This is a genomic window from Flagellimonas rhodophyticola, assembly GCF_049332665.1.
GTDB lineage: Bacteria > Bacteroidota > Bacteroidia > Flavobacteriales > Flavobacteriaceae > Flagellimonas.
In genome coordinates, this window is the sequence record NZ_CP186326.1 from 126,180 (window position 1) to 150,741 (window position 24,562).

Here is a 24,562-nt window from a genome sequence, read left to right on the forward strand (position 1 = left end):
TTACTTTTTTGCTTTAGCCTTTGCTTTTGTTTTCTTTTTAGGTGTCTTTTTTTCCAATAGCGCTTTTGCTTCCTCTAATGATACCTTGGCAGCATCAACATCTTTGGAAAGCTCTACCTTAATTCTTCCCTTTATAATACTGTGTCTACCCCAGCGTGCTTTTTCGATACGGATTTTTTCTTCTGGCCATTCCTGAATCAACTTCTCAGCTTCCTTAACTTTCTTTGCCTCGATCAATTCAACAATATCGTCCTTGGTCAAATTATCAAAATCGTATTTTTTATTTACGTTGATAAACATCCCATTCCATTTAATAAATGGACCAAATCGACCTACTCCCTTGGTGACTTCCAAATCCTCGTAATGTGCAATGGGTGCATCCGCAATTTGTTTGGCCTTAATCAATTCAATGGCTCGATCCATATCTACATCAAAGGCACTCTCTCCTTTGGCCAGGGAAATGAACTTTTTGCCAAATCTTACATAAGGTCCAAAACGACCCACATTGGCTTCTACATCTTCACCTTCATAAGTTCCCAATTTTCTTGGCAACTCAAAAAGTTCCATTGCCTCTTCAAAGCTGATTGTGGTAATGGACTGCTCTGGCAGCAGACTGGCAAACAATGGTTTTTCTTCTTCATCGACTGTTCCAATTTGAACCATTGGCCCAAAACGGCCTAATCTTGCAGCTACTTGTCTACCTGATTTTGGATCTGTTCCGAGCACACGCTCACCACTTGCACGATCCGCATTTTCCTCTACATCCTGCACATTTGGGTGGAAGTCTTTGTAGAATTCCTTCATCATTTTTTTCCAATCCTCGTCACCAGTAGCGATCTCATCGAAGTTCTCTTCTACTTTTGCGGTGAAATTGTAATCCAAAATGGTTTTGAAGTGGCTGACTAAGAAATCATTTACAATCATTCCAATATCGGTCGGAACCAACTTGCCTTTATCAGACCCTATCATTTCTGAAAGTTTCTTTTCCGTAAGATCTCCAGATTCCAAAATCAACTGTGCGTAGTTGCGTTCGGTTCCTTCAACGGTTCCTTTTTCTACATATCCTCTGTTTTGAATTGTAGATATGGTTGGTGCATATGTCGATGGTCTTCCAATACCCAACTCTTCCAATTTCTTAACCAAAGATGCTTCCGTATAGCGATATGGTGGTCTTGAAAAACGTTCGGTCGCTGTTATAAAATTGTTCTGCAATGATTCTCCAACACTCAACGCTGGCAACATCCCTTCTTGCTCTTCCGCAAGGTCCTCTTCGTCAATTCCTTCTAGATATACTTTAAGAAACCCATCGAATTTTACTACTTCTCCCGTGGCTGCAAACAACTCACCATGAGTACTGGCTTTCACCTTGACATTGGTTCTTTCCAATTGGGCATCGCTCATCTGCGAAGCCAAGGTCCGTTTCCAAATAAGCTCATACAATTTTGCTTGATCACGCTCCAATGAAGGAGAAGACAAATTCATATCGGTCGGACGTACGGCCTCGTGAGCTTCTTGTGCTCCTTTAGATTTTCCTGTATAGTTTTTTACTTTACTATATTGCTCTCCGTAATTTTTTACAATGGCATCCTTGGCCGCATTCAATGCCTCATTAGATAGATTTACACTGTCTGTTCTCATATAAGTAATCAGACCAGCTTCATACAATCTTTGGGCAACCTGCATGGTTCTGCTTACCGAGAAATACAATTTTCGTGACGCTTCTTGCTGTAAGGTTGATGTTGTAAATGGTGGTGCCGGAGATTTTTTGGCCGGTTTTTTATCCAAATTGGCGACGGAAAAATTGGCGCCAATATTTTGTTTTAAGAATGTTTCGGCATCCTCTTTGGTAGCGAAGGTTTTGCTCAGCTTGGCCGAAAAAACATTTCCATTGTTTGTTTTGAACTCTGCACGAATCCGGAAAGATGCTTCAGGACTAAAAGCCTCAATCTCTCTTTCACGTTCAACAATCAGACGAACAGCAACGGACTGCACACGCCCAGCAGACAACCCTGGTTTAATTTTTTTCCAAAGTACTGGTGATAGTTCATAACCTACCAAACGATCCAAAACCCTTCTTGCCTGTTGTGCATTTACCAAATTGTAATTGATCTCGCGTGGATTCTCAATTGCTTTTTGAATTGCGGATTTGGTTATGGAGTTAAAAACAATCCTTTTGGTCTTGCTCTGATCCAAATTTAGTGCTTCGGCCAAATGCCAAGAAATTGCTTCTCCCTCTCGGTCCTCATCACTGGCCAACCAAATGATTTCTGCTTTTTTAGCTAAATCTTTAAGTTTTTTGACCAAGGCTTTCTTTTCCTTGTCAACTATATATTTAGGAGTAAAATCATTTTCTACATCAACCCCAAGTTCTTTGGAAGGCAAATCTGCGATATGTCCAAAACTGGATTCGACCTGAAAGTCCTTTCCCAAAAAACGTTCAATGGTTTTTGCTTTTGCAGGTGACTCAACAATAACTAAATTCTTAGGCATGCAATGGTTTTTGAGGTAACAAAAGTATATGAATTTTTCGATTTTGGATTTTTCTCAAAATCGCATGTAAAAAAATATCCCGCTAAAAACGGGATATTTTATCGTGTTATTGTATAAATCTTCGTTTAAAGACAGCAGTTCGGGAGTTAGTTACTCTCGCATGCTTGGCAAGCTTCCATGGTTTCAAAAGGTACAACGCCGTTGCAACCTCCCCAGAAAAATTCCTTGCATTCCTGATCTTCTTTGTCAAAATAATATCTGGGAATTAAAGCCTCACATGGGCCAGGGTCAGGTTCTAGTTGGCAAGCAGAGACCTTATCATCATCTGAGCATGAATTCAAAATAACCACAACCAATACCAACTTAAGAGTCCATCTATATATAGTGCTGAACATATTAATTGAGTCCTATCTGGCTTATCAACTTAATCTCATCATTTAAATACTCATATTGGTACAACACCTCATCCCCAACCATAATTAAATGGCTTTCTAATGGAATGACATCAAACGTAACAATATTTTTAAAGTGATTTAACGTTTTCAAATCTTCAATATCGGTTTTATCATAAACCTTAAGCCCTGACTCACCATCACAGATAAACAGTTTTTCATCCTTTATTCCTAAGCCATATGGTTCATCCATAGGATACATTTTAGCCAATTCAGGATTTTGGATATTAGAAATATCCACTATAAAAAGACCACTTTCTGTTGCTCCGCAGAAATTACCTCCTCTCAAGGTAACATAAGCATAATCTCCATCTACAACCACTGGGTCGCAGGCAGTACCGTGCTGAAATTCTGAAACGAACGTTGGTTTATCTGGTGAGGTGATATCATATATATACATTCCACGCATGCTGCCCAGAAACAAATGGTTTCCTCTATTGAATATTGTTTCAATATCGAATCCTGCATAAACATCCTCCAAATCTTGCGGGTTATCTAAATCGGAAATATTAAAAATGTTGATGTTATGACTGTCTACTGCGTACAAGTATTCATCTACAATTTTAAATCGGGCCAAAGACCCTCCCTGTCCGGTGGTGCCGCTCTCGGTCGTATTGGCCAAGGCACCGTCAAACAGGATATCAATATTTCTATTTTCTTCAACCTCAGAAATCAACCTTCTCTCTGTTGTGGTTTCCCACCCTACTATGATTTCGGTCTCATAATCATACCCAACATCTTCGATAATATCCGCTTCAAAAGGCCAGAATATATTGTTATGCAATACATTTTCCAACCTATTTACTTGTTTGATATCCGTAATGTTGGATATATCCAACACAATTAAATCCATTAAGCTATCGGCGTAGAGAAAATCATCCTTTACTGATATATCCACGTTTCCCGGAATTCTGATGAACCCAATCTTACGAGGCTGCAAAGGGTTGCTATTGTTAATTACATGTATTCCCTTGTATTTGTCGTTCACAAAAATATAATCCTCATAGGTATAGACTTTACCTGACTCATCTATAGGTCGCGGAGCAATAATATCTACACTATTTGCAAAATCAGCTTTGCTGATTACTAAAGGCTTTGCTACTAAGTATTCAGCATAACCATCATTGTCATCGTTTTTGTCGCAAGAGACAAAGGCCAAAGTGGCCAGGCATAAAATAAACAGAATTTTCTTTTTCATAGTTGTTTAAGTTTTTTGGATAAATAACACCCTTTAGATAGAAATGGTTAAACAAAGTTGCGTAATTATTTGTGCAAAATTTAACTGCCAAATTGTCACTAAAGTGGATTAAGCACTATCTTTGCAGACCATTTAAACGAAATGACGACGAACCAAGGAACAGAAAAAATCATTGATGAGAGCCAACAGGGAACGACCTTGACACTGGAAAAAAAAGATGACAACAACCGTAAGTTGTATATAGAAAGTTATGGTTGTCAAATGAATTTTTCTGACAGTGAAATTGTTGCCTCAATCTTGGCAAAAGAAGGATTTAATACCACTCAGCTACTTGAGGAAGCTGATTTGGTATTGGTGAATACATGCTCGATTCGTGAAAAGGCCGAGACTACAGTTCGTAAACGCTTGGAGAAATTCAATGCAGTAAAAAAAACCAACCCAGGAATGAAAGTGGGTGTGCTCGGGTGCATGGCCGAACGACTCAAAAGTAAGTTTCTTGAAGAAGAAAAAATTGTGGACATGGTCGTTGGGCCAGATGCCTACAAAGATCTTCCCAACCTTATCAAAGAAATTGACGAAGGAAGAAATGCCGTAAACGTCTTACTATCCAAGGATGAAACTTATGGGGATGTTGCCCCAGTTCGCTTAAACTCGAACGGAGTAACTGCTTTTGTTTCCATCACTCGAGGTTGCGACAATATGTGCACGTTTTGCGTGGTGCCTTTTACCCGCGGTCGAGAACGCAGTCGTAATCCTCAATCCATTTTGGAAGAAGTCAATGAACTTTGGGAGAAAGGGTTTAAAGAAATTACCCTATTAGGACAAAATGTAGATAGTTACCTTTGGTATGGTGGTGGTTTGAAGAAAGATTTTGAAAAGGCCACAGCCATGCAAAAAGCCACCTCGGTTAATTTTTCAAACCTCCTAGAACTTGTTGCAGAGGCGCAACCCAAAATGCGTATTCGTTTTTCCACCTCTAACCCTCAGGATATGACCTTGGATGTCATCGAGGCCATGGCGAAACATGAGAATATTTGCAATTACATCCATCTCCCTGTGCAAAGTGGAAGTAATCGAATTCTAAAAGCGATGAATCGTCTGCACACCCGAGAAGAGTATTTCGAGCTAATCGACAATATTCGAAAAATAAATCCAGATTGCGCCATAAGCCAGGATATGATTACCGGTTTCGCTACTGAGACTGAAGAAGACCATCGAGACACCTTAAGTCTCATGGAATATGTAAAATATGATTTTGGGTTTATGTTCGCCTACTCCGAACGACCAGGGACCTTGGCAGAACGGAAAATGGATGATGACATTCCCGAAGAAACCAAAAAAAGGAGACTTAAAGAAATTATAGAGTTGCAGCAGCAACACAGTTTTTATAGAACTCAACAACATGTGGGTAAAATCGAGGAAGTATTGATTGAGGGATCCTCAAAAAAATCTGATGCACATTGGATGGGAAGAAATTCCCAGAACACCGTCGTTGTTTTTCCAAAGGAAAGTTATAAAGTCGGTGATTTCGTCAATGTGAAAATAAATGATTGTACTTCCGCCACTTTGATCGGAGAGGCTATTGAATATTCAAAGAACAACTAATATGGAAGGTGTTCAATCCATAAAACAGCGATTTGAGCTTATCGGAAACGATGTCAAATTGAATCGTGCATTGGAAAAAGCGATACAAGTTGCACCAACTGACATTTCGGTTTTGGTTACCGGTGAAAGTGGTGTCGGTAAAGAAGCAATTCCAAAAATCATACACTCCCTTTCACACCGTAAGCACGCAAAATACATTGCAGTGAACTGTGGAGCAATTCCAGAAGGCACCATCGACAGTGAGCTTTTTGGACATGAAAAAGGTGCCTTTACCGGTGCGACCCAAACACGAAGCGGGTATTTTGAAGTAGCAGACGGGGGAACCATTTTTCTAGATGAAGTCGGTGAACTTCCGCTAACCACCCAAGTACGATTGCTAAGGGTTTTGGAAAATGGTGAGTTCTTAAAAGTAGGTTCGTCACAAGTACAAAAAACAGATGTTAGAATCGTAGCGGCAACAAATATTAATATGTTTGAAGCCATCAAAAAAGAAAAATTTCGTGAAGACTTGTACTATCGTTTAAGCACTGTGGAAATCAATATTCCACCTTTGCGGGAACGCCAAGAAGATATTCATTTGTTATTCCGCAAATTTGCTTCGGATTTTGGACAGAAATATAAAATGCCCACAATTCGTTTGGCCGAACAAGCCGTGCAACTACTTCAAAAATACCGCTGGCCAGGAAACATTAGACAGCTAAGGAATATAGCAGAGCAAATATCGGTTTTGGAAGAATCCAGAAATGTAACAGCAGCTACCCTTAATGGCTACCTGCCAAATGCCAGCAACACAAATTTACCTGCGGTAGTAGAACAAAACAAAAAAGAGAGTGATTTCAGCAACGAAAGGGAAATTCTATATAAGGTCCTTTTTGACATGAAGGGAGACTTACATGATTTGAAAAAACTCACGTTGGAGTTACTAAAGAACAATGATTCCGAAAAGGTGCAAGAAGAGAATCAAAATTTGATCCAAAAAATCTATGGTGACAAGAAAGAAGAAGTTGTACCACAAGAAAATAATGTAGCTGAGATTCTTCATCTTCCAGAACCTGTGGCCGAACCTGCAACCACCGTTGTGCAACCACAAGAGGATCGTTATCATTTTGCGGAAGAAATCGAAGAAGAAGAAACTCTATCTTTACAGGAAAAGGAAATTGAACTGATTAAAAAGTCGTTGGAACGAAATCGCGGAAAGAGAAAAGCCGCAGCTTCCGAACTAGGGATTTCAGAACGCACATTGTATCGAAAAATAAAACAATACGACCTTTAAAATCCATGAAACACCATAGCATTAAAATCTTATTGTTAAGCATAGTTTTTGCGTTCTATAATTGTGGCATCTACAATTTTTCTGGGGCGGATATTGGAACCGCAGAAAGCTTTCAGGTTAATTTCTTTCAAAATTATGCCGACCAAAATCCAAGTTCTACCATAGTACCTGGATTAGACCGGGATTTCACCTTAGCGCTTCAAGATTTAATCAACAATTTGACCAGTTTATCCCTTACCGGAAGTAATGGTGATTTGCTTTATGAAGGTGAAATTGTTGAGTATCGAGTTACTCCAATGACCGCGACAGCAGATCAGAGAACAGCACAAAACCGATTGACCATGAGCGTCAATGTGCGGTTTTTCAATAAAACCAAGGAAGAAGCAGACTTTGAACGCAGGTTCTCATTTTTCTTTGATTTTGATGCCGCCGCGTCTTTGACATCCATACAGGCACAAGCGCATGAAGTGATATTTGAGCGATTGACACAAGATATTTTTAATGCCTCTTTAGGCAATTGGTAAGTATGAACGTATCCGATTTTATACAGATTCTTCAAAAATCAAACACTATCCTCTCTCCTAAACAAACAAGGGAGTTGGAGGACATCATTGAAGAATATCCATATTTTCAGGCAGCACGTGCGCTGCACTTAAAAGGATTGAAAAATCTGGATAGTTACAAATACAACAATGCTTTAAAAATAACCGCCGCCCATACTTCGGATCGGGATGTACTTTTCGACTTTATCACTTCCCAAGAATTTGTTCAAAATAATATCGCAGATACTATTGCCGGAAGGGTTCCAACACTTCAAGATAAAAAAGCGGTTTCGGAAGAAATTACGCCCAATCCGGACACGGAAACCCTTTTGGGCGAATCCGAAGAAGCACTACCACAAAATGTCCAGGACGCTGAGCAAATATTACATCCTGAGCTTTTTGAATCAAAACAATCACCCACCGAAGATTCTGCACCAGAAGAATTAGAAGAACCAACTTCCTCAGAAGTCGACTTGGAAATTGGAAAACCTATTCCGTTTACCAAAAAGGAAAAACATTCGTTTACTGAATGGTTGCAGCTTACTTCTAACAATCCGGATGAGGATGAAGATATCACTTCAAAAAAAGAGCTGAAGAAAAAGCAGAAGTTCGACTTGTTGGACAAGTTTATTGAAAACAGGCCCAAGATTGTGCCCAATGAAGATTCCAAGTCAAAAGTCGATATTAAAGAGTCCTTAAAAATGGACAAAAACGAGTTGATGACGGAAACTTTGGCCAAGGTTTATCTGGAGCAGAAAAAGTATAAAAAAGCTATTCAGGCCTTCAAAATATTGAGTTTGAAATATCCGGAAAAAAGTGGTTTCTTTGCAGACCAAATTCGAGCAGTGAAGAAGCTGCAGAAAGAAAAAGATTAAGATAGAAAAATGAGCACGTTTACGATTTTTTTGATATTGATTATCATAGTATGCCTTTTGTTGGTTTTGGTAATCATGGTACAAAATCCAAAAGGAGGCGGATTGTCTTCTTCATTTGGCGGTAGCGGAAACCAAGTTGTAGGAGGAGTAAAAAAGACTGGAGATTTTTTAGATAAAAGTACATGGACCCTTGCTGCTTTATTGATTGTTTTGATACTAGCTTCCAATATTTCCCTTAAGGGAAGTTATAGCCAAGCAGATTCTAAACTTTTGCAAGGAGACGATATTGAGACTACGGTTCCAGAAACTGTTCCGGAAGAAGTTCCAACAGCAGATCCTACTGACACCATTAATTAAAAAATTAATGACAGAATAAATATATAATGCCAGCTTGAATGACAAGCTGGCATTTTTGTTTTAAAATCCTGTCAGTTTTCAAGTATTGGCATAATTTCTGTCCAAAGTTTCGAGAATTTTTAAAACAAATACCTAAAGATTAATAATATGGCTAAAGTTAACATTAAACCATTGGCAGACAGAGTTCTTATAGAGCCTGTTGAAGCTGAGACCAAAACAGCCTCTGGTATCATTATTCCAGATACTGCAAAAGAAAAACCACAAAAAGGAAAAGTAGTAGCTGTTGGCCCAGGAACCAAAGATGAATCCATGACTGTTAAGGTTGGTGACACTGTGCTTTATGGTAAATATGCAGGTACCGAACTAAAGCTGGACGGTTCTGATTATTTAATCATGCGTGAAAGTGACATTTTAGCAATTGTTTAATTAAAAAATCAACTAAGAAAAATGGCAAAAGATATTAAGTTCGATATAGAAGCACGTGATGGCCTTAAAAAAGGTGTGGATGCCTTGGCCAATGCTGTAAAGGTCACTTTAGGACCTAAAGGTAGAAACGTAATCATTAGTAAATCTTTCGGAGCTCCACAAGTAACCAAAGATGGTGTTACCGTGGCAAAAGAAATCGAATTGGAAGATGCCCTTGAGAATATGGGCGCTCAAATGGTAAAAGAAGTAGCTTCAAAAACCAATGACCTTGCAGGTGACGGAACTACTACGGCAACAGTACTTGCTCAAGCCATCGTAAAAGAAGGGCTTAAAAATGTTGCAGCTGGCGCAAACCCAATGGACCTTAAAAGAGGTATTGACAAAGCTGTTGAGGCTATCGTTGAGAACTTGTCAAAACAATCTAAAAAAGTTGGAGATTCCTCTGAGAAAATCAAGCAGATTGCAGCCATTTCTGCTAACAATGACGGAACAATAGGAGACTTGATTTCCCAAGCTTTTGAAAAAGTAGGCAAAGAAGGTGTGATTACCGTTGAAGAAGCGAAAGGAACCGATACTTATGTAGATGTTGTTGAAGGAATGCAGTTTGATAGAGGGTATCTATCTCCCTATTTCGTTACCGACTCAGAAAAAATGATCGCTGACCTTGACAACCCTTACATCTTATTGTTCGACAAGAAAATCTCCTCAATGAAGGATTTGCTTCCTGTCTTGGAACCGGTTGCTCAATCAGGAAAACCATTATTGATCATTGCAGAAGATGTTGACGGCGAAGCTTTAGCTACTTTAGTAGTGAACAAATTGAGAGGTTCATTGAAAATTGCCGCTGTAAAAGCTCCAGGTTTTGGTGACAGAAGAAAGGCCATGTTGGAAGATATCGCAATATTAACCAACGGTACGGTAATTTCTGAGGAAAGAGGATTCTCTTTAGAAACGGCAACTATCGATATGTTGGGAACAACAGAAAGAGTTACTATAGATAAAGACAATACTACAATTGTAAATGGGGCAGGCGCTGCCAAGAACATCAAGGCACGTGTTAACCAAATCAAATCACAAATAGAAACCACAACTTCTGACTACGACAAGGAAAAACTGCAAGAGCGTTTGGCCAAATTGGCTGGTGGGGTAGCCGTACTTTATGTTGGTGCCGCTTCCGAAGTAGAAATGAAGGAGAAAAAAGATCGTGTAGATGATGCCCTTCATGCTACAAGAGCAGCTGTTGAAGAAGGTATCGTTGCAGGAGGTGGAGTTGCCTTGGTTAGAGCCAAGTCAGTGCTTGCTAAAGTAGATACGGTAAACGAAGACGAGGCAACAGGATTACAAATTGTTGCCAGAGCCATTGAATCACCATTGCGCACAATTGTTGAAAATGCTGGTGGTGAAGGTTCTGTGGTAGTCGCTAAAATTTTAGACGGTAAAGCAGACTTTGGTTACGATGCTAAATCAGATAAATACGTTGAAATGATGAAAGCAGGTATCATTGACCCGAAAAAAGTAACGCGAGTTGCTTTGGAAAATGCCGCTTCTGTTTCTGGTATGATCTTGACTACTGAGTGTGCTTTGACAGACATTAAAGAAGATGCTCCAGCAATGCCTCCAATGGGCGGCGGTGGAATGCCAGGAATGATGTAATTCCTAAAATATAGTATAAAAAAGGCCCATGGTATACCATGGGCCTTTTTTATTGCCTCATTTTAATATACTTGTGCTGCCCAAATAAGTTGTTTGTACTTCCTCAAATGTCCTCTGTCTAATAGTTTCCAATGAGCCATTTTTATTGATTAATTTTTAGATTCAATAATTTCTTCCCATGAAGTACACAAAGTTTTATATCTCGATTTTTGTCCTGTTTTTGTTCACTTCGTTCACCAATATATCGGAAAAACAGAAACAACCTCCATTTGCCGTAATGGCCTATTACGTTCCCGAAAAGAATTACAATCCAGAGTTATTGCCATTAGATCAATTGACCCATATTATTTTTTCATTCACCAAGGTCATAGATGGCGAAATGAAATTCAACAACGAAAAAAACGGTGAAAAACTACAACAGCTAGTAGCCCAAAGGAAAAATCATCCCCATTTAAAAGTCATGATTGCCTGCGGAGGGTGGGGAGCAGATGGATTTTCAGATATGTCCCATACATCTGAAAACCGTAAAAAGTTTGTAGAAAGCGTTATTGAATTCAATAAAAAACACGACTTGGATGGAATTGATATCGATTGGGAATATCCTGCCATTCCAGCAGCAGATACTGGTGCACGACCAGAAGACAAGCAAAATTTCACCCTATTGATGAAAGAACTGCGCGAAGCCTTAGATGCTTTGGACAGGAAGCAAACTTTAACTTTTGCATCAGCCGGATGGAAACGTTATTACAAGAATATAGAGATAGGAGAAGTCATGAAGTATGCTGACTATATGAATGTAATGACCTACGATCAAATTGGTTCCACAGCACCATTCACAGGGCATCACACTGCCTTGGGTTTAATCCAGGAAAAAGATGTCGTTGACACCCCCGCATGGGAGTATGTGGATGAGCGAAGAAAAGCCTCTGAACAAGATCGCGGAGCCTATCAACCTCAATCCGCTGAAAAAATTGTGGCCTTTTGCATGGAGAAAGGAGTAAAAAGGGAGCAGATAATAATAGGTGCTGCCTTTTACGGAAGAGCATGGAAGGGTGTCCCGCCAGAAAATAACGGACTTTATCAAATGAACTCAGGCGCTCATATTGGATGGAGTACCTATAATCAAATTCGTGCAGAATTTGAACCCGACAAAAACTACAAAAGGTATTGGGATCCAATTGCTAAAGCGCCCTACCTATACAATGCTCAGGACAGTATTTTTATCAGTTATGACGATTCTACTTCGGTACGCTTGAAAACAGAATTCGCTTTGAAAAAAGAACTTGGCGGAATCATGTTCTGGCAATTGGGGAATGATACCAAAGAAAAGAACAGCCTCTTAAAGTCTATTTACGATGCATCAATCAAAAAGTAGCAAAGCAACCAACGACCATATCATAATGAAAAAGCAACGCGCATTGATCTTACTCCTTTTTGGACTTTGCATGGTTTCCTGTTCAGATAACGGGTTAACCCTTGCCAAAAGTGGAAAATCGAATTATCAAATTGTTGTTCCAACGGATGCAAGTGTGCAAGACAACAAGTCCGCTCAGATTCTTCAGGAATATCTCAAAAAAGTGAGCGGTACCGAACTGGCTATTGTCACTAAAGACAATCAAAATATAAAAAAAGGGAAAATCTATATTGGCAATACGGAAGAAGAAAAGCTTCACCCTGAAGAGGTAAGAATCAAGACCGTAAACAATGACCTGTTTATTTTCGGAGGTTCAGATTTAGCTACGCAAAATGCGGTATATGAATTTCTTGAAAGTCATTTAGGATGTAAATGGTATTCCCCAAAAGTAGAGTCCATTCCCATCCTGGAAACTGTGGCAATCGACGACATCAATTACAGTTATATCCCAGAAATTAATACTCGAACGGTCCATTCACGACTTTTTTATGAGAACCATGAATTTGCAGATCAGTTAAAAGTAACTTACGAGGCATTCCCATACTACGCGCCTACGGCAAGAGTCCACACATTTCACAGGTTTATGCCAGAAGAAATCTTCTACCGAACCAATCCGGAATATTATGCACTTCGTGATGGTAAAAGGTTGCCTACGCAATTGTGCCTGACCAATGACAAAGTATTGGAAATCGTGAAAGATTCTGTTGCAGCTCATTTCGATAGACATCCTAACGCAACAGTTATCTCGGTAAGTCAGGATGACAATCAGCAACATTGCCAATGTGATAATTGTTCTAAAATAGATACTAAAGAAGGAAGTCCGGCGGGCACTATGATTCATTTTGTGAACGACGTGGCCAAAGCATTTCCAGACAAAACCATATCAACATTAGCATATCAGTATACCCGAAAACCGCCAAAAGTAAGACCAGTAGACAATGTTCTTATAACGCTTTGTTCCATCGAATGTGATAGAAGTGCTCCTATAGCCGAAAAGTGCACAGATTTTGCGGACGATCTCACTGGGTGGGGAAAACTTACCGATAATATCCGAATTTGGGATTACACCACTCAGTTCACCAACTTTTTATCTCCATTCCCGAACATTAAAACATTACAGCCTAACATCCATTTGTTCAGAAATAATAATGCCAAATGGGTTTTTGAACAGCACAGTAACAATCCAAGCGAGCTTTTTGAACTTCGGTCCTACATGACGGCCAAGTTGCTTTGGAACCCTAGTTTGGATTTTGATTCCCTTCTTACAGAGTTCACTAATGGATATTATCATGAAGCAGGTCCGTTCGTAAAACAATATGTAGATTTAATACATTCCAAAATCAAGGAAGACCCAGAGTTTTTCCTTTTCTTATATGGAGACCCTTCCGAAGCCTTTTCATCCTATTTAAGTCCAAGTTTATTGGAAGAGTATTCCGCTTTATTTGATCAAGCAGAAAAAGCTGTAACGGACAAGCCTGAAGTAGTTCAAAGAGTTAAAATGGCTCGAATGGGGGTAGATTATGCGGTTTTGGAGGCGTGCAGAAAGAATCTTACCGACAACTATAGTTTGATGATTACAAGTGAAGATTACAAACAGACCATTAATCCTATGGTGGCCTCTTTGTTGGATAACTTCATTAATACCGCTCGTAAAAACAACATCACTTTGATGAACGAAATGGGCTTTACCATAAATGAGTATGCTTCAAATTATATGTCGGCCTTGAAAATTGCACAGAAACCCAACAAGGCAAAAGGTAAGAAAGTTGCCAGTTTGACGAAACCAAAAAAGTATGCCGATGAAGACCCTATGGTCTTGACTGACAGTGCTCTCGGAGGCAGTAGTTTTTATGCCAACTGGTTGGGGTATGAAGGAAATAATATGGAAGTTGTTGTCGATTTAGGAGAAAAGCAACATATCAGCAGTATTTCAATGGCCTTTTTACAAGTGACCAATCATGTAGTCTTCTTCCCTTCATCAGTTACTTATTATGGTTCATCAGACAACGTTAACTTTACTATGTTGGGAAATCTAAAAAACCCCGCTCCTTTGACCAAGAAAAGCAAGGTCAACGACATTCATTACTTTGATTTAAAATTCGAGCCTACGGAGGTTAACTACATCAAAGTTGTGGCTCAAAATACGGAAACTCCCTATTGGCATCATGCCGCCGGTTTACCCTCTTGGGTTTTTGCCGATGAGATTATTATTGATTAAAACCAAGAAAATGCAACAACGCCTGTCTTTTATTATACTTCTTTGTATATGCTTCACTTTTGCATCAAAACAAGGATTTGGTCAAGCAGTTTATGAAGATGAACGTTATGTACCTGAAACAGATCCTTTGGTACTGAAAAAACTGGAAGATTGGCAAAATCTTAAGTTTGGGTTATTAATGCATTGGGGAGCCTACAGTCAATGGGGTATTGTAGAATCCTGGTCCATTTGCCCAGAAGAATATGGCTGGTGCGAACGCAAAAAGGGTTCAAATCCGAATAATTATACTACCTACAAAAAAGAATATGAGAGCCTTAGAAAAACGTTTAATCCGATTAAATTTAATCCAGACAAATGGGCCAAGGCTGCAAAATATGCAGGCATGAAATATGTGGTTTTTACCACGAAGCACCATGATGGGTTTTCAATGTTCGATTCAAAATATACTGATTACAAAATCACCGACCCACAGACTCCTTTTTCCTCACACCCCAAAGCAAACATTACTAAGGAGATTTTTGATTCTTTCAGAACGGAAGACTTCTGGGCGGGAGCATACTTTTCAAAACCGGATTGGCACGAACCATCTTATTGGGACCCCTATTATCCTCCTCGTGATAGAAACGTAAACTATGAACCCGAATCCAATCCCGAAAAATGGCAGGAATTTGTCGATTTCACTCATAACCAAATTCTGGAATTACTTTCCGATTATGGCAAAGTAGATATTCTGTGGTTAGACGGTGGCTGGGTGGCCAAAACACCCAAATCGCAAATAACAAGTTGGTACGACCAACAATTGAAGAATAATGAAAATGGGTATCTAAAACATCGAATAATCAACCAAGACATTAAAATGGATAAATTGGTGGAAAAGGCCCGAGTAAAACAACCCGGGTTGATTGTTGTAGATCGTGCAGTTCACGGCAAAAACCAAAATTATCTAACACCCGAGAACAGAGTTCCTGAAAAACCACTGCCCTATCCATGGGAATCATGTATTATTGCTGGTGGAGGATGGTCCTATACATTTAATGCAAAATATATGTCAGGTCGTGAAGCTGTGCATACCCTTGTTGACATAGTGGCAAAGGGCGGTAATCTTCTTTTGAATATAGCTCCAAGTCCAGAGGGCGAATGGGATGATGGGGCCTATCAATTGCTCAGGGAAATAGGAGATTGGATGAGTGTAAACGACAAGGCCATTTACAATACCCGGGCTATGGCACCATACAAGTTTGACAATGTTTGTGTTACTTCAAATGTTGATGAAGAAACCATCAACCTTATTTATTTGGTGGAAGAAAATCAAACCGAACTCCCAAATGAGATAGTTTTTACAGAATATGAGGGTAAAAAGTCCCCTAAAGCAAAAATATTAGGGTTAAACACCCGATTAAAATCATCGTTATCTGCAAAAGGGCTAACTATAAAGCTACCTGAAAACCTAAAGTCACAGCTTTTAAAAACAAGTGCTTTTACGATTCAATTGAAATAGGGAAATCTGAATTTTCAAAACTACATCAAAAGCATTCCAAATGCCATCACCAGCATTATAGCATTTTCTATGAATGTTGCCTCTGTCATTGGTAGATTTAAAGCTGTCCCTAAACAGGCGCAACGAATACTTCGCTTATCCAATAAAGATTTGGTCACTCCAACTGTGGTAATTCCTAAAATAACAATGGTAATAACCAAAGCGGCGGTGACCTGAATGCGCATCAAAAACAAGAGGCCCAAACCTAATTCCAAGAAGGGATATATCCAGCCGTATGCTGGTAATACCTTGGCCAATGGGTCATACATTTTAAAACTCTCGGGAAAGCCTTTTAAGTCCAAAAACTTGAAAAAGCTAAAAACGATATAGAACAGCCCCATAAAATCGAGCATAGCTTCGCCAAGGTCCCAATTTTGGTAATTCAACAGTATTGAAGCTCCAAAAAGATATATAAAAATCAAAAACAATGGGCGCAATTGCGCCCATTTCGATTTTTCACCCATCATTTCTCCAACGGTGGAAATCCTTTCCGTTTGGGTTTTAAAAATTCCATACTTTTCAGGTAACACTGCACTAAAATCTTCTAAAGAAATGTGTCGCTTCATCGTAATATTAACGGAAGAAGTTTCTAAATCCACGCTAACATCAGAGACACCATCAAGTCCAGAAAGCTTTTCCTTAACGGATGCAACACATCCTCCGCATGTCATTCCTGTAATAGTATACGAATGCTTCATCTAGTGTTGATTGTGATGTTGCTGGCTGTCATCAGTATCATCCTCACGGTATTTGCAGCAGGGATGAATGTTATCGTAAGCTTCTTGTGTAGCTTTCAACTCCTTGGTATCGTGTCCAGCGGCAACTAAGGCAGTCTTTATTTTCATGGGATCTGTCTTTCTTTCATCAACCACTAACGACAATTGGTGTGAAGGAATATCCCATAGAGCATATTTGACCCCAGGAACGCCCAAAGCGGCTTTCTCGATTCGCATTTTGCACATTTCACATTTGCCGTCTACCTCAAATGCCATTTTTTTGTTCTTTTCCTGCGCAAAACCAATGGTTGAAACCAGTAAGCAAATTGCTATTAAAACGCTATTTTTCATCTTTTTTTATTTTAATTTATTAGGATTTAAATCTAAAACCTGCATACACCATCCGTCCAAAAATTGGGGCATATACTATGGTTGTGTCAAAATTTGTTCCAAAAGGATCATCAGAGCCTAAAACTGGATTATCTTGTCTAAAATTAGTCAAATTCTCACCTCCTACATAGACCTCAAACTTCTTTGAAAAGACTTTCGTTACCTGTGCATTCATTAAACTATATCCTTCCGCAAAATCTCCTAATTGAAAATTAACAGGATTTGAAGAAGTGCTGGGCAATCGCTGCTCTCCAAGAGCATGTAAGGTATAATCGAAGCGCCATTGCGACCCATTTTCAGTAGGTGTTGTGTTATAACCAATATTCGCAAAATAACGATGTCTGGCTTGTAGTGGTTTCTGCAAAAGTCCGGTTTGATAATCCGTTTTTACATCATAAAATTTATAGGCCGTTCGCAATTCTACATTGGGCAGTAGTTCGTGGTTCAATTCAACCTGTAAACTGTTGGCATAACTTTTTCCATCCAAATTGGAGAAAATCACCTCATCCGGATTTTCCCAATCTACCACAATTTGATTGTCAAAATCGGTTCGGTAGAAATCAACAGAAAAATTTCCAGGTCTTTCAAATAATGAAAATCCCTGAATAAAGCTGATACCATAATTCAAGGCTTTTTCTGGGTCAAAACCGTAAATATCGCCCCCATTCCCATTAAGTTGAATTGTTCTGGATGAAGCAAACAATCTTTGATTTTCAGCAAAAATATTGGCAGCTCTTCTTCCAATACCAAAAGACCCTCGTAAACTTCCTTTTTCCCAAGGTGTGTAACGGATATGAAATCTTGGCGTAAAAAATGTCCCCAATCGATTGTGCGTATCCAGCCGAAGGCCTGCGGTAAAACTCAACTTTTCCAAATTGGAATAGCTGTATTCAAAAAACGCTCCTGCGGATGTGTCAGTTCGATTAAACTCTTGACTGTTTACCAATTCATCGTATCCATCATAAGCGAATGTCAATCCCGTTTTGAACTTGCTTTTGGTATTTCCAATGATTGAGTTGAAAATTAGATTGGTATAAATGCTCTCATGATCAATATTATAAATATTGAAACCATAATACGAATCTTGTTTATGGCTGCTGTATGACGTCTGAAAACCAAAACTTTGATAGGGTAGTTCCGGAAAAACATACCCTAATTTTACTGAGCCATCAAACCGTTGTGTGTCAATTTCACTACCCCAAGCATTTGTGGTGAATCTGTCCGTATCAGGGTTAAAATCGGTTTGCCCAATCTGCTTTTCATCGTTCAAATAGCGAAGATTGAAAAAACTTACCCATCCTTTTTCTACATTTTGATATTGCCAACGACTCATAATGTTAATCTGATTGGCCAAAGGATTATCCAAAAACCCATCATCGTTATTGTCCACTTCAACATCTCTTCGGTTACCGTGCAAATACAATCCCGTGCTCCATTTGTCCGACAGCTTTGTGTTGAGATGGGTATTCAGTTCCAGCCTACCATTCAGGTTGGCATATCCATTCACAAACACTGGAGTATCAGTCAATGGTTTCTGCAATTCTGTGTTTATTTGCCCTGAAATGCTCTCATAGCCATTTACCACACTTCCTGCTCCTTTGGTAATTTGAATGCTCTCCACCCATGTTCCAGGTGTAAAGGTCAAACCATAGGTTTGCGAAGCTCCACGAACCATTGGGATGTTCTCTTGGGTAATCAACAAATAAGGACTGGTAAGTCCCAGCATCTGAATTTGTTTAGTGCCTGTAAGTGCATCATTAAAATTGACGTCAATCGCGGGGTTGGTTTCAAAGCTCTCTGACAGGTTACAGCATGCGGCCTTCAAAAGTTCTGCGCTATTTACGGTAACCACATTTTGGGTAGAGAAAAAGGTCTTTTGTACGGCATCGCGTTCTTTTTCTACCACAACTTCATCCAATTGATTGGAAGGCACCAACCAGTGATGCACCATCTTTGGTTCATTGATGGTCAATGTATCTGTCTTGAACCCCACAAAACTTATCACAAGCTTGTTGTAATCCTTGGAATACGGGATGCTAAAGGTTCCATTTTCTTTGGTAATCGTCCCTATTTGGGAATTTAACCAGTACACATTGGCTCCAGCTAGTCCAATATGTTTGTTTTCTGCATTGGCCTCCATAACCATCCCTTCAATTTTATCTTGAGCGGTCAGTAGCATGGGAAGCCAAAAAAATATAATTAAAATCTGTTTCATTGTATGTATTATAATTTTTGAAATAACAATCTGTTCCCGAATCACGCGAAACGGGTAAATCATCAAAATTCAATACATCAAATCAAGAAGACTTGGTCCAGCACTTGAATGTCCTTAACCAAAATGGGGGGTGGGTATTTTTCGTGGGGAACAGGTAGTTCCGCAACAGGGATGAACAAATCAAGATAGGACTGGGCAAAGGTCACCAAAAAGGTTTGGTGCTCCAATTCCAAATCATTCCAAGAAAGTTTTAGGTCATCCTGTCCTTTCACTGTAAAAGTTTCATCATCGCAGCAGTGGTTTTCACCAGCATCCGTTCCCATGGCCTTCATTGCCTCTTCCATGCCACAGTCATCAGCATGGGCAAAGAACGAAACGTCCATTACTCTTCCCATGCACAAATGCTTGTCAACCGTCCACGAAACCGTAGACAGTAACACCATAAGTGCCAAGAAAATAGAACCGATATTGCGAAAAATCTCTTTCACGCCACAAAATTACAATTTATTTGTACTTGTCTTAATTTCAAGATGATTCCTTAACGAAACTTTAGGCTATAAATATTGTAATTTTTCCTTTTTCACATAGACTAAAAAGTCCTTTTCAAATACATTTGCAAAAAACAATTCAATGCTCACATCTCTAAAACCAAAGGTAACCACCATTCTATCTAATAACGCAGAAAGTGTCGAAAATCGTCTAACCGAGCTTTGCAAATTGCTTAGCGATTCTGTGGAATATTATGATTGGGTTGGTTTTTATTTTAAAAATGGGGATAAAGAAGAGCTAAAATTGGGGCCTTATGTTGGTGAGCCCACCGACCACACCATTATTCCCTTTGGGAAAGGTATCTGCGGACAGGTCGCCGTAAGCAATGAAAACTTTGTTGTACCTGATGTTGCCGCACAGGATAACTATATTGCCTGCAGCATTACCGTGAAGTCCGAAATCGTAGTTCCCCTATTTAAAAATGGGGAGAATATCGGTCAAATTGATATTGATTCCAACACCCCGGACCCATTTACAGAAGAGGACGAACGTTTTTTGGAATTTGTAAACCAAGAAGTATCACAAATTCTTTAAAACTAGTGCCATATTGTTGATAACCCAGCTCATTTTTTAGGTTCAAAAAAATTACTTTTGTGTGCTTAATAAATTGATTTTTAAGACACAAAATGAGCACCACCAAAAAAGCAGCCGCAGCACTTATTTCCGTTTTCCACAAAGACGGATTGGAACCTATTGTAAAGAAATTGGATGAACTTGGTGTAACCCTATACTCAACCGGGGGTACAGAAAAGTTTATTCGTGATTTAGGCATCAATGTTGTTCCCGTTGAAGATGTTACCAGTTATCCTTCAATATTAGGAGGGCGGGTAAAAACACTTCACCCAAAGGTTTTTGGTGGAATTCTTAACCGCCAAGACAATCATAGTGATGTTGCTCAAATGGAAGAATTTGAAATTCCGCAGTTGGACATCGTTATTGTGGATCTATATCCTTTTGAAAAAACTGTTGCAAGTGGTGCTTCGGAACAAGATATTATTGAAAAAATAGATATTGGTGGAATCTCCTTGATTCGTGCCGCTGCAAAGAACTTCAAAGATGTGCTTTGCGTTTCATCAATGGAAGATTACGAAGACTTTCTAAATGTGATTTCCGAAGGAAACGGCTCAACCGCAATCGAAGATCGCAAGCGTTTTGCCTCTAAAGCTTTTAATATTTCCTCGCATTATGATTCGGCCATTTTCAACTATTTCAATGCAAATGGTGAAGAAACTGCGCTTAAAATCAGTGAGCAAAATGGAAAAGTACTCCGATATGGTGAAAATCCGCATCAAAAAGGGTATTTCTACGGTGATTTTGAAGCCATGTTTACCAAATTACATGGTAAGGAGCTTTCATATAACAATCTTTTAGATGTTGATGCCGCTGTAAATCTAATGGGCGAGTTTAAAAACGACGACCCCACTTTTGCCATTCTAAAGCACAACAATGCTTGTGGATTGGCCCAGCGTAAAACTATACATCAAGCTTATGTGGATGCCTTGGCAGGAGATCCAGTTTCTGCTTTTGGTGGAATTTTGATTTCCAACGTTGAAATCGATGCACCTACCGCGGAGGAAATTCACAAACTGTTCTGCGAAGTGGTCATTGCCCCATCCTATTCCGATGAAGCTTTGGAAATTCTAAAAGGCAAAAAGAACCGAATCATCCTTATCCAAAATGAAGTTGCGCTTCCGGAAACTTTGGTTAGAACATGCTTGAATGGTGTTTTGGTCCAAGACAAAGATTTTAAAACGGATACTGCTGAAGAATTACAATCCGTTACCGATAAAAAACCATCTTCGGAGGAAATCGAAGATTTGATATTTGCCTCCAAATTGTGCAAGCACACCAAGAGCAACACCATAGTTTTGGCCAAAAACAAACAACTTTGCGCTAGTGGAACAGGTCAAACCTCAAGAGTTGATGCACTGAATCAGGCAATTCATAAGGCAAAATCCTTTAATTTTGAGTTGGAAGGCGCTGTTATGGCCAGTGATGCTTTCTTCCCATTCCCCGATTGTGTTGAGATTGCGGATAAAGTAGGAATAAAAAGTGTGATTCAGCCCGGAGGTTCCATAAAGGATCAGTTGAGCATCGATTATTGCAACGAAAACGGATTGGCAATGGTAATGACCGGGACTCGACATTTTAAACATTAATTTTAGTACATTAGCCGATAAAATTTACCGTTAATCCGAAAAACCAACGCTTTTTATGGGATTTTTTGATTTCATGACCGAGGAGATTGCCATTGACCTTGGTACTGCAAACACCCTGATCATTCATTTAGATAAAGTTGTAGTTGACAGTCCATCCATTGTAGCCCGGGATAGAATCTCTGGGAAAATTATTGCAGTGGGAAGGGAAGCCAACATGATGCAGGGAAAGACCCATGAGAATATTAAGACCATCCGACCTTTGAAAGATGGGGTAATTGCCGATTTTGATGCTTCGGAAAAGATGATCAATATGTTCATCAAAAATATTCCGGCATTAAAGAAAAAATGGTTTCCTCCGGCTTTACGAATGGTCATTTGTATTCCTTCAGGGATTACTGAAGTTGAAATGCGTGCGGTACGTGAATCTGCAGAACGTGTTAATGGCAAAGAAGTTTATTTGATTCATGAGCCTATGGCCGCTGCAATTGGTATCGGTTTGGATATTATGCAGCCCAAAGGAAACATGATTGTTGACATAGGTGGTGGTACAACTGAGATTGCGGTAATTGCGTTAGGCGGTATTGTATGTGATAAATCGGTGAAAATTGCGGGTGATGTATTTACCAACGATATTATTTATTACATGCGTACTCAGCACAACCTATACGTTGGAGAGAGCACCGCGGAAGCAATAAAAATAGAGATTGGTTCAGCCACCGAAGACTTGAAGTCTCCACCAGACGACAAGTCAATCCAGGGTAGGGATCTTTTGACCGGGAAACCTAAACAAGTTCAGGTTTCTTATCGCGAGATTGCAAAAGCACTCGACAAGAGTATTTTAAGGGTTGAGGATGCTGTAATGGAAACACTTTCACAAACTCCACCAGAGCTTGCAGCGGATATTTACAATACAGGAATTTATCTTGCTGGTGGTGGGTCAATGCTAAGGGGACTTGACAGAAGACTTTCCCAAAAAACAGATTTACCAGTTTATATCGCAGAAGATCCATTAAGGGCAGTTGTTCGTGGTACGGGTATTGCGCTTAAGAATTTGGAGCGATACAAAAGTATATTGATAAAATAATTCGGTTACCGAAACCGTTTTGGGGCCATTTGAAAGTTTGCGGACTTTCCTAATGATACGATTGCATGCAGCGCATCATCAATTTTATTTTAAGTTATAGAAATGCTTTTCTCTATGGCTTTCTATTGGTCATTTCTTTGAGTTTGACCATTCGCTCCCACTCCTATCACCAGTCCAAATTTTTCAATTCCTCTAAGTGGTTAACCGGGAATATCTATGGAATATCAGCCAATATTTCTTCTTATTTTGGCCTTAGGGAAGAAAACGAGCGTTTAGTTCAGGAAAACGAGCGTTTGCGAAAGTTGCTTTTCAATCCAGAACAAGAAATTACCCAACAAGCTGATACAACAAGCATCAATTATGCGGTAATCAGTGCAAATCTGATTAAAAATAGTTTTGCTTCCCCAAGAAACTATCTCACTATTGATAAGGGCAGAAATCAAGGGGTGACCCAAGATATGGGTGTGATTACCACAGATGGTATTTTAGGTATCGTGGAAAATGTTTCTTCAAATTTTGCAACCGTTCAAAGCGTTTTGAATACAAAGTCAAGCATAAACGCAAAAATCAAAAACTCTGAATATTTTGGCTCTCTGGAATGGAATGCGGAGGACTATTCTGTTGCACAATTGATAGACATACCACGATTGGTACCTTTGGTTGTAGGTGATACCATTGTAACAGGCGGAATGTCAAGTATCTTCCCAGGAAACATACCTATCGGAGTAATTAAAAAATATGACCTTAATACCTCCAAGAGTTTTTACAATATTGATGTCGCGCTATTCAACGATATGGCCAACATCAAAAATGTATATCTAATTAACGACAAAAACAGAGAGGAAATTAAAGAACTGGAAGCACTCACTGAGGATGAATAACACGATTTTCTTAAATACACTTCGTTTTGCCTTGCTTGTGCTTACCCAAGTATTGATTTTCAACACCCTAAATTTTATGGGGTTCATCAACCCTTTGGTGTATGTAATTTTCTTCTATTGGTATCCTCTAAAAAGTAACCGCGCAGTATTTATGATAACCTCTTTTTTTCTAGGGTTTATCATAGACATCTTTTCAGATACCCTTGCAATCCACTCCGTTGCGGCCCTAACGGTTGCTTACGTAAGACCTGTAATTATGCGGTTTTGTTTTGGGGTAAATTACGAGTTCCAAAATTTTAGTTTTAAGAACACGACCAAAGTTCAACGAATCACCTTTTTAGCACTTTTGATAGTAGTTCATCAAATAGTTTTCTTTTCGTTGGAAGTTTTGAGTTTATCACATATCCTATTAATTTTAAAAAAGGTATTAACCACAGGTATAGTAACTTTGATATTGTGTACGCTTTTTAGTTCACTTTTTAGTCCTAAAAGCGAATAAATAGACTGTTGTTTCGTTGAAATATATAT

At 39.2% G+C, this 24,562-nt stretch carries 22 protein-coding genes; 15 read left to right on the forward strand and 7 right to left on the reverse strand.

What is annotated here, in order from left to right:
• The 3 genes from topA to ACOKFG_RS00555 form a co-directional block, all read right to left on the reverse strand.
• The gene (gene topA / locus ACOKFG_RS00545; protein ID WP_422861670.1) at window positions 1-2,490 is read right to left on the reverse strand and encodes a type I DNA topoisomerase; all 2,490 of its coding nucleotides are present in this window, start codon (window positions 2,488-2,490) and stop codon (window positions 1-3) included.
• 146 nt (window positions 2,491-2,636) lie between these two features.
• Window positions 2,637-2,885: a BPTI/Kunitz-type proteinase inhibitor domain-containing protein gene (locus tag ACOKFG_RS00550; RefSeq protein WP_298791871.1), complete on the reverse strand. Its 249-nt coding sequence runs from the start codon at window positions 2,883-2,885 to the stop codon at window positions 2,637-2,639.
• A gap of 1 nt (window position 2,886) precedes the next feature.
• On the reverse strand, window positions 2,887-4,140 hold the full coding sequence (locus tag ACOKFG_RS00555) for an LVIVD repeat-containing protein (RefSeq protein ID WP_422861671.1): 1,254 nt from the start codon (window positions 4,138-4,140) through the stop codon (window positions 2,887-2,889).
• A gap of 141 nt (window positions 4,141-4,281) precedes the next feature.
• Between ACOKFG_RS00555 and miaB the strand changes: the two genes are divergently transcribed.
• The 10 genes from miaB to ACOKFG_RS00605 all read left to right on the forward strand — a co-directional run bounded on the left by miaB (window position 4,282) and on the right by ACOKFG_RS00605 (window position 16,001).
• The gene (miaB, locus tag ACOKFG_RS00560) at window positions 4,282-5,745 is read left to right on the forward strand and encodes a tRNA (N6-isopentenyl adenosine(37)-C2)-methylthiotransferase MiaB (protein ID WP_299487664.1); all 1,464 of its coding nucleotides are present in this window, start codon (window positions 4,282-4,284) and stop codon (window positions 5,743-5,745) included.
• Window position 5,746: 1 nt separating this feature from the next.
• Complete coding sequence (locus tag ACOKFG_RS00565; RefSeq protein ID WP_298791875.1) at window positions 5,747-7,018, forward strand: sigma-54-dependent transcriptional regulator; 1,272 nt, start codon at window positions 5,747-5,749, stop codon at window positions 7,016-7,018.
• Window positions 7,019-7,023: 5 nt separating this feature from the next.
• Window positions 7,024-7,542: an LptE family protein gene (locus ACOKFG_RS00570; protein WP_298791877.1), complete on the forward strand. Its 519-nt coding sequence runs from the start codon at window positions 7,024-7,026 to the stop codon at window positions 7,540-7,542.
• 2 nt (window positions 7,543-7,544) lie between these two features.
• Window positions 7,545-8,435: a hypothetical protein gene (locus ACOKFG_RS00575; RefSeq protein WP_299487661.1), complete on the forward strand. Its 891-nt coding sequence runs from the start codon at window positions 7,545-7,547 to the stop codon at window positions 8,433-8,435.
• A gap of 9 nt (window positions 8,436-8,444) precedes the next feature.
• Window positions 8,445-8,792 carry a preprotein translocase subunit SecG gene (gene secG / locus ACOKFG_RS00580; protein ID WP_299487659.1) on the forward strand — a complete coding sequence of 116 codons (348 nt, stop codon included), beginning with the start codon at window positions 8,445-8,447 and terminating at the stop codon, window positions 8,790-8,792.
• A 147-nt stretch (window positions 8,793-8,939) separates the two neighbouring features.
• Window positions 8,940-9,218, forward strand: a complete 279-nt coding sequence (locus ACOKFG_RS00585) for a co-chaperone GroES (protein ID WP_298791884.1) — start codon at window positions 8,940-8,942, stop codon at window positions 9,216-9,218.
• 21 nt (window positions 9,219-9,239) lie between these two features.
• Window positions 9,240-10,871, forward strand: a complete 1,632-nt coding sequence (gene groL, locus ACOKFG_RS00590; protein WP_298791886.1) for a chaperonin GroEL — start codon at window positions 9,240-9,242, stop codon at window positions 10,869-10,871.
• Between the two features lie 178 nt (window positions 10,872-11,049).
• The gene (locus tag ACOKFG_RS00595) at window positions 11,050-12,246 is read left to right on the forward strand and encodes a glycoside hydrolase family 18 protein (RefSeq protein ID WP_298791888.1); all 1,197 of its coding nucleotides are present in this window, start codon (window positions 11,050-11,052) and stop codon (window positions 12,244-12,246) included.
• Between the two features lie 25 nt (window positions 12,247-12,271).
• Window positions 12,272-14,503 carry a DUF4838 domain-containing protein gene (locus tag ACOKFG_RS00600; protein ID WP_299170327.1) on the forward strand — a complete coding sequence of 744 codons (2,232 nt, stop codon included), beginning with the start codon at window positions 12,272-12,274 and terminating at the stop codon, window positions 14,501-14,503.
• Between the two features lie 10 nt (window positions 14,504-14,513).
• Window positions 14,514-16,001: an alpha-L-fucosidase gene (locus ACOKFG_RS00605; RefSeq protein ID WP_422861672.1), complete on the forward strand. Its 1,488-nt coding sequence runs from the start codon at window positions 14,514-14,516 to the stop codon at window positions 15,999-16,001.
• A 20-nt stretch (window positions 16,002-16,021) separates the two neighbouring features.
• On the opposite strand, the gene ACOKFG_RS00610 is transcribed toward ACOKFG_RS00605, so the two are convergent.
• The 4 genes from ACOKFG_RS00610 to ACOKFG_RS00625 form a co-directional block, all read right to left on the reverse strand.
• Complete coding sequence (locus ACOKFG_RS00610; protein WP_422861673.1) at window positions 16,022-16,738, reverse strand: heavy-metal-associated domain-containing protein; 717 nt, start codon at window positions 16,736-16,738, stop codon at window positions 16,022-16,024.
• Window positions 16,739-17,107: a heavy-metal-associated domain-containing protein gene (locus ACOKFG_RS00615; protein WP_298791895.1), complete on the reverse strand. Its 369-nt coding sequence runs from the start codon at window positions 17,105-17,107 to the stop codon at window positions 16,739-16,741.
• A gap of 19 nt (window positions 17,108-17,126) precedes the next feature.
• Entirely contained in the window at window positions 17,127-19,361 is a 2,235-nt protein-coding gene (locus ACOKFG_RS00620) for a TonB-dependent receptor (RefSeq protein WP_422861674.1), read from the reverse strand.
• Between the two features lie 77 nt (window positions 19,362-19,438).
• Window positions 19,439-19,849 (reverse strand): HYC_CC_PP family protein, encoded by a 411-nt coding sequence (locus ACOKFG_RS00625; RefSeq protein ID WP_299170336.1) that lies wholly within the window; start codon window positions 19,847-19,849, stop codon window positions 19,439-19,441.
• A gap of 142 nt (window positions 19,850-19,991) precedes the next feature.
• Between ACOKFG_RS00625 and ACOKFG_RS00630 the strand changes: the two genes are divergently transcribed.
• The 5 genes from ACOKFG_RS00630 (at window position 19,992) to ACOKFG_RS00650 (ending at window position 24,533) form a co-directional block, all read left to right on the forward strand.
• Entirely contained in the window at window positions 19,992-20,444 is a 453-nt protein-coding gene (locus ACOKFG_RS00630; protein ID WP_298791901.1) for a GAF domain-containing protein, read from the forward strand.
• 92 nt (window positions 20,445-20,536) lie between these two features.
• Complete coding sequence (gene purH, locus ACOKFG_RS00635) at window positions 20,537-22,069, forward strand: bifunctional phosphoribosylaminoimidazolecarboxamide formyltransferase/IMP cyclohydrolase (RefSeq protein WP_298791903.1); 1,533 nt, start codon at window positions 20,537-20,539, stop codon at window positions 22,067-22,069.
• 55 nt (window positions 22,070-22,124) lie between these two features.
• Window positions 22,125-23,153, forward strand: coding sequence for a rod shape-determining protein (locus ACOKFG_RS00640; RefSeq protein WP_055396723.1), 1,029 nt, complete (start codon window positions 22,125-22,127; stop codon window positions 23,151-23,153).
• Window positions 23,154-23,218: 65 nt separating this feature from the next.
• Window positions 23,219-24,034: a rod shape-determining protein MreC gene (gene mreC / locus ACOKFG_RS00645; protein ID WP_299170343.1), complete on the forward strand. Its 816-nt coding sequence runs from the start codon at window positions 23,219-23,221 to the stop codon at window positions 24,032-24,034.
• A complete protein-coding gene (locus ACOKFG_RS00650; RefSeq protein WP_299170346.1) occupies window positions 24,027-24,533 on the forward strand; it encodes a rod shape-determining protein MreD in 507 nt (168 codons plus the stop codon). Before mreC ends, ACOKFG_RS00650 begins: the two co-directional genes overlap by 8 nt.
• Window positions 24,534-24,562: the final 29 nt, after the last annotated feature.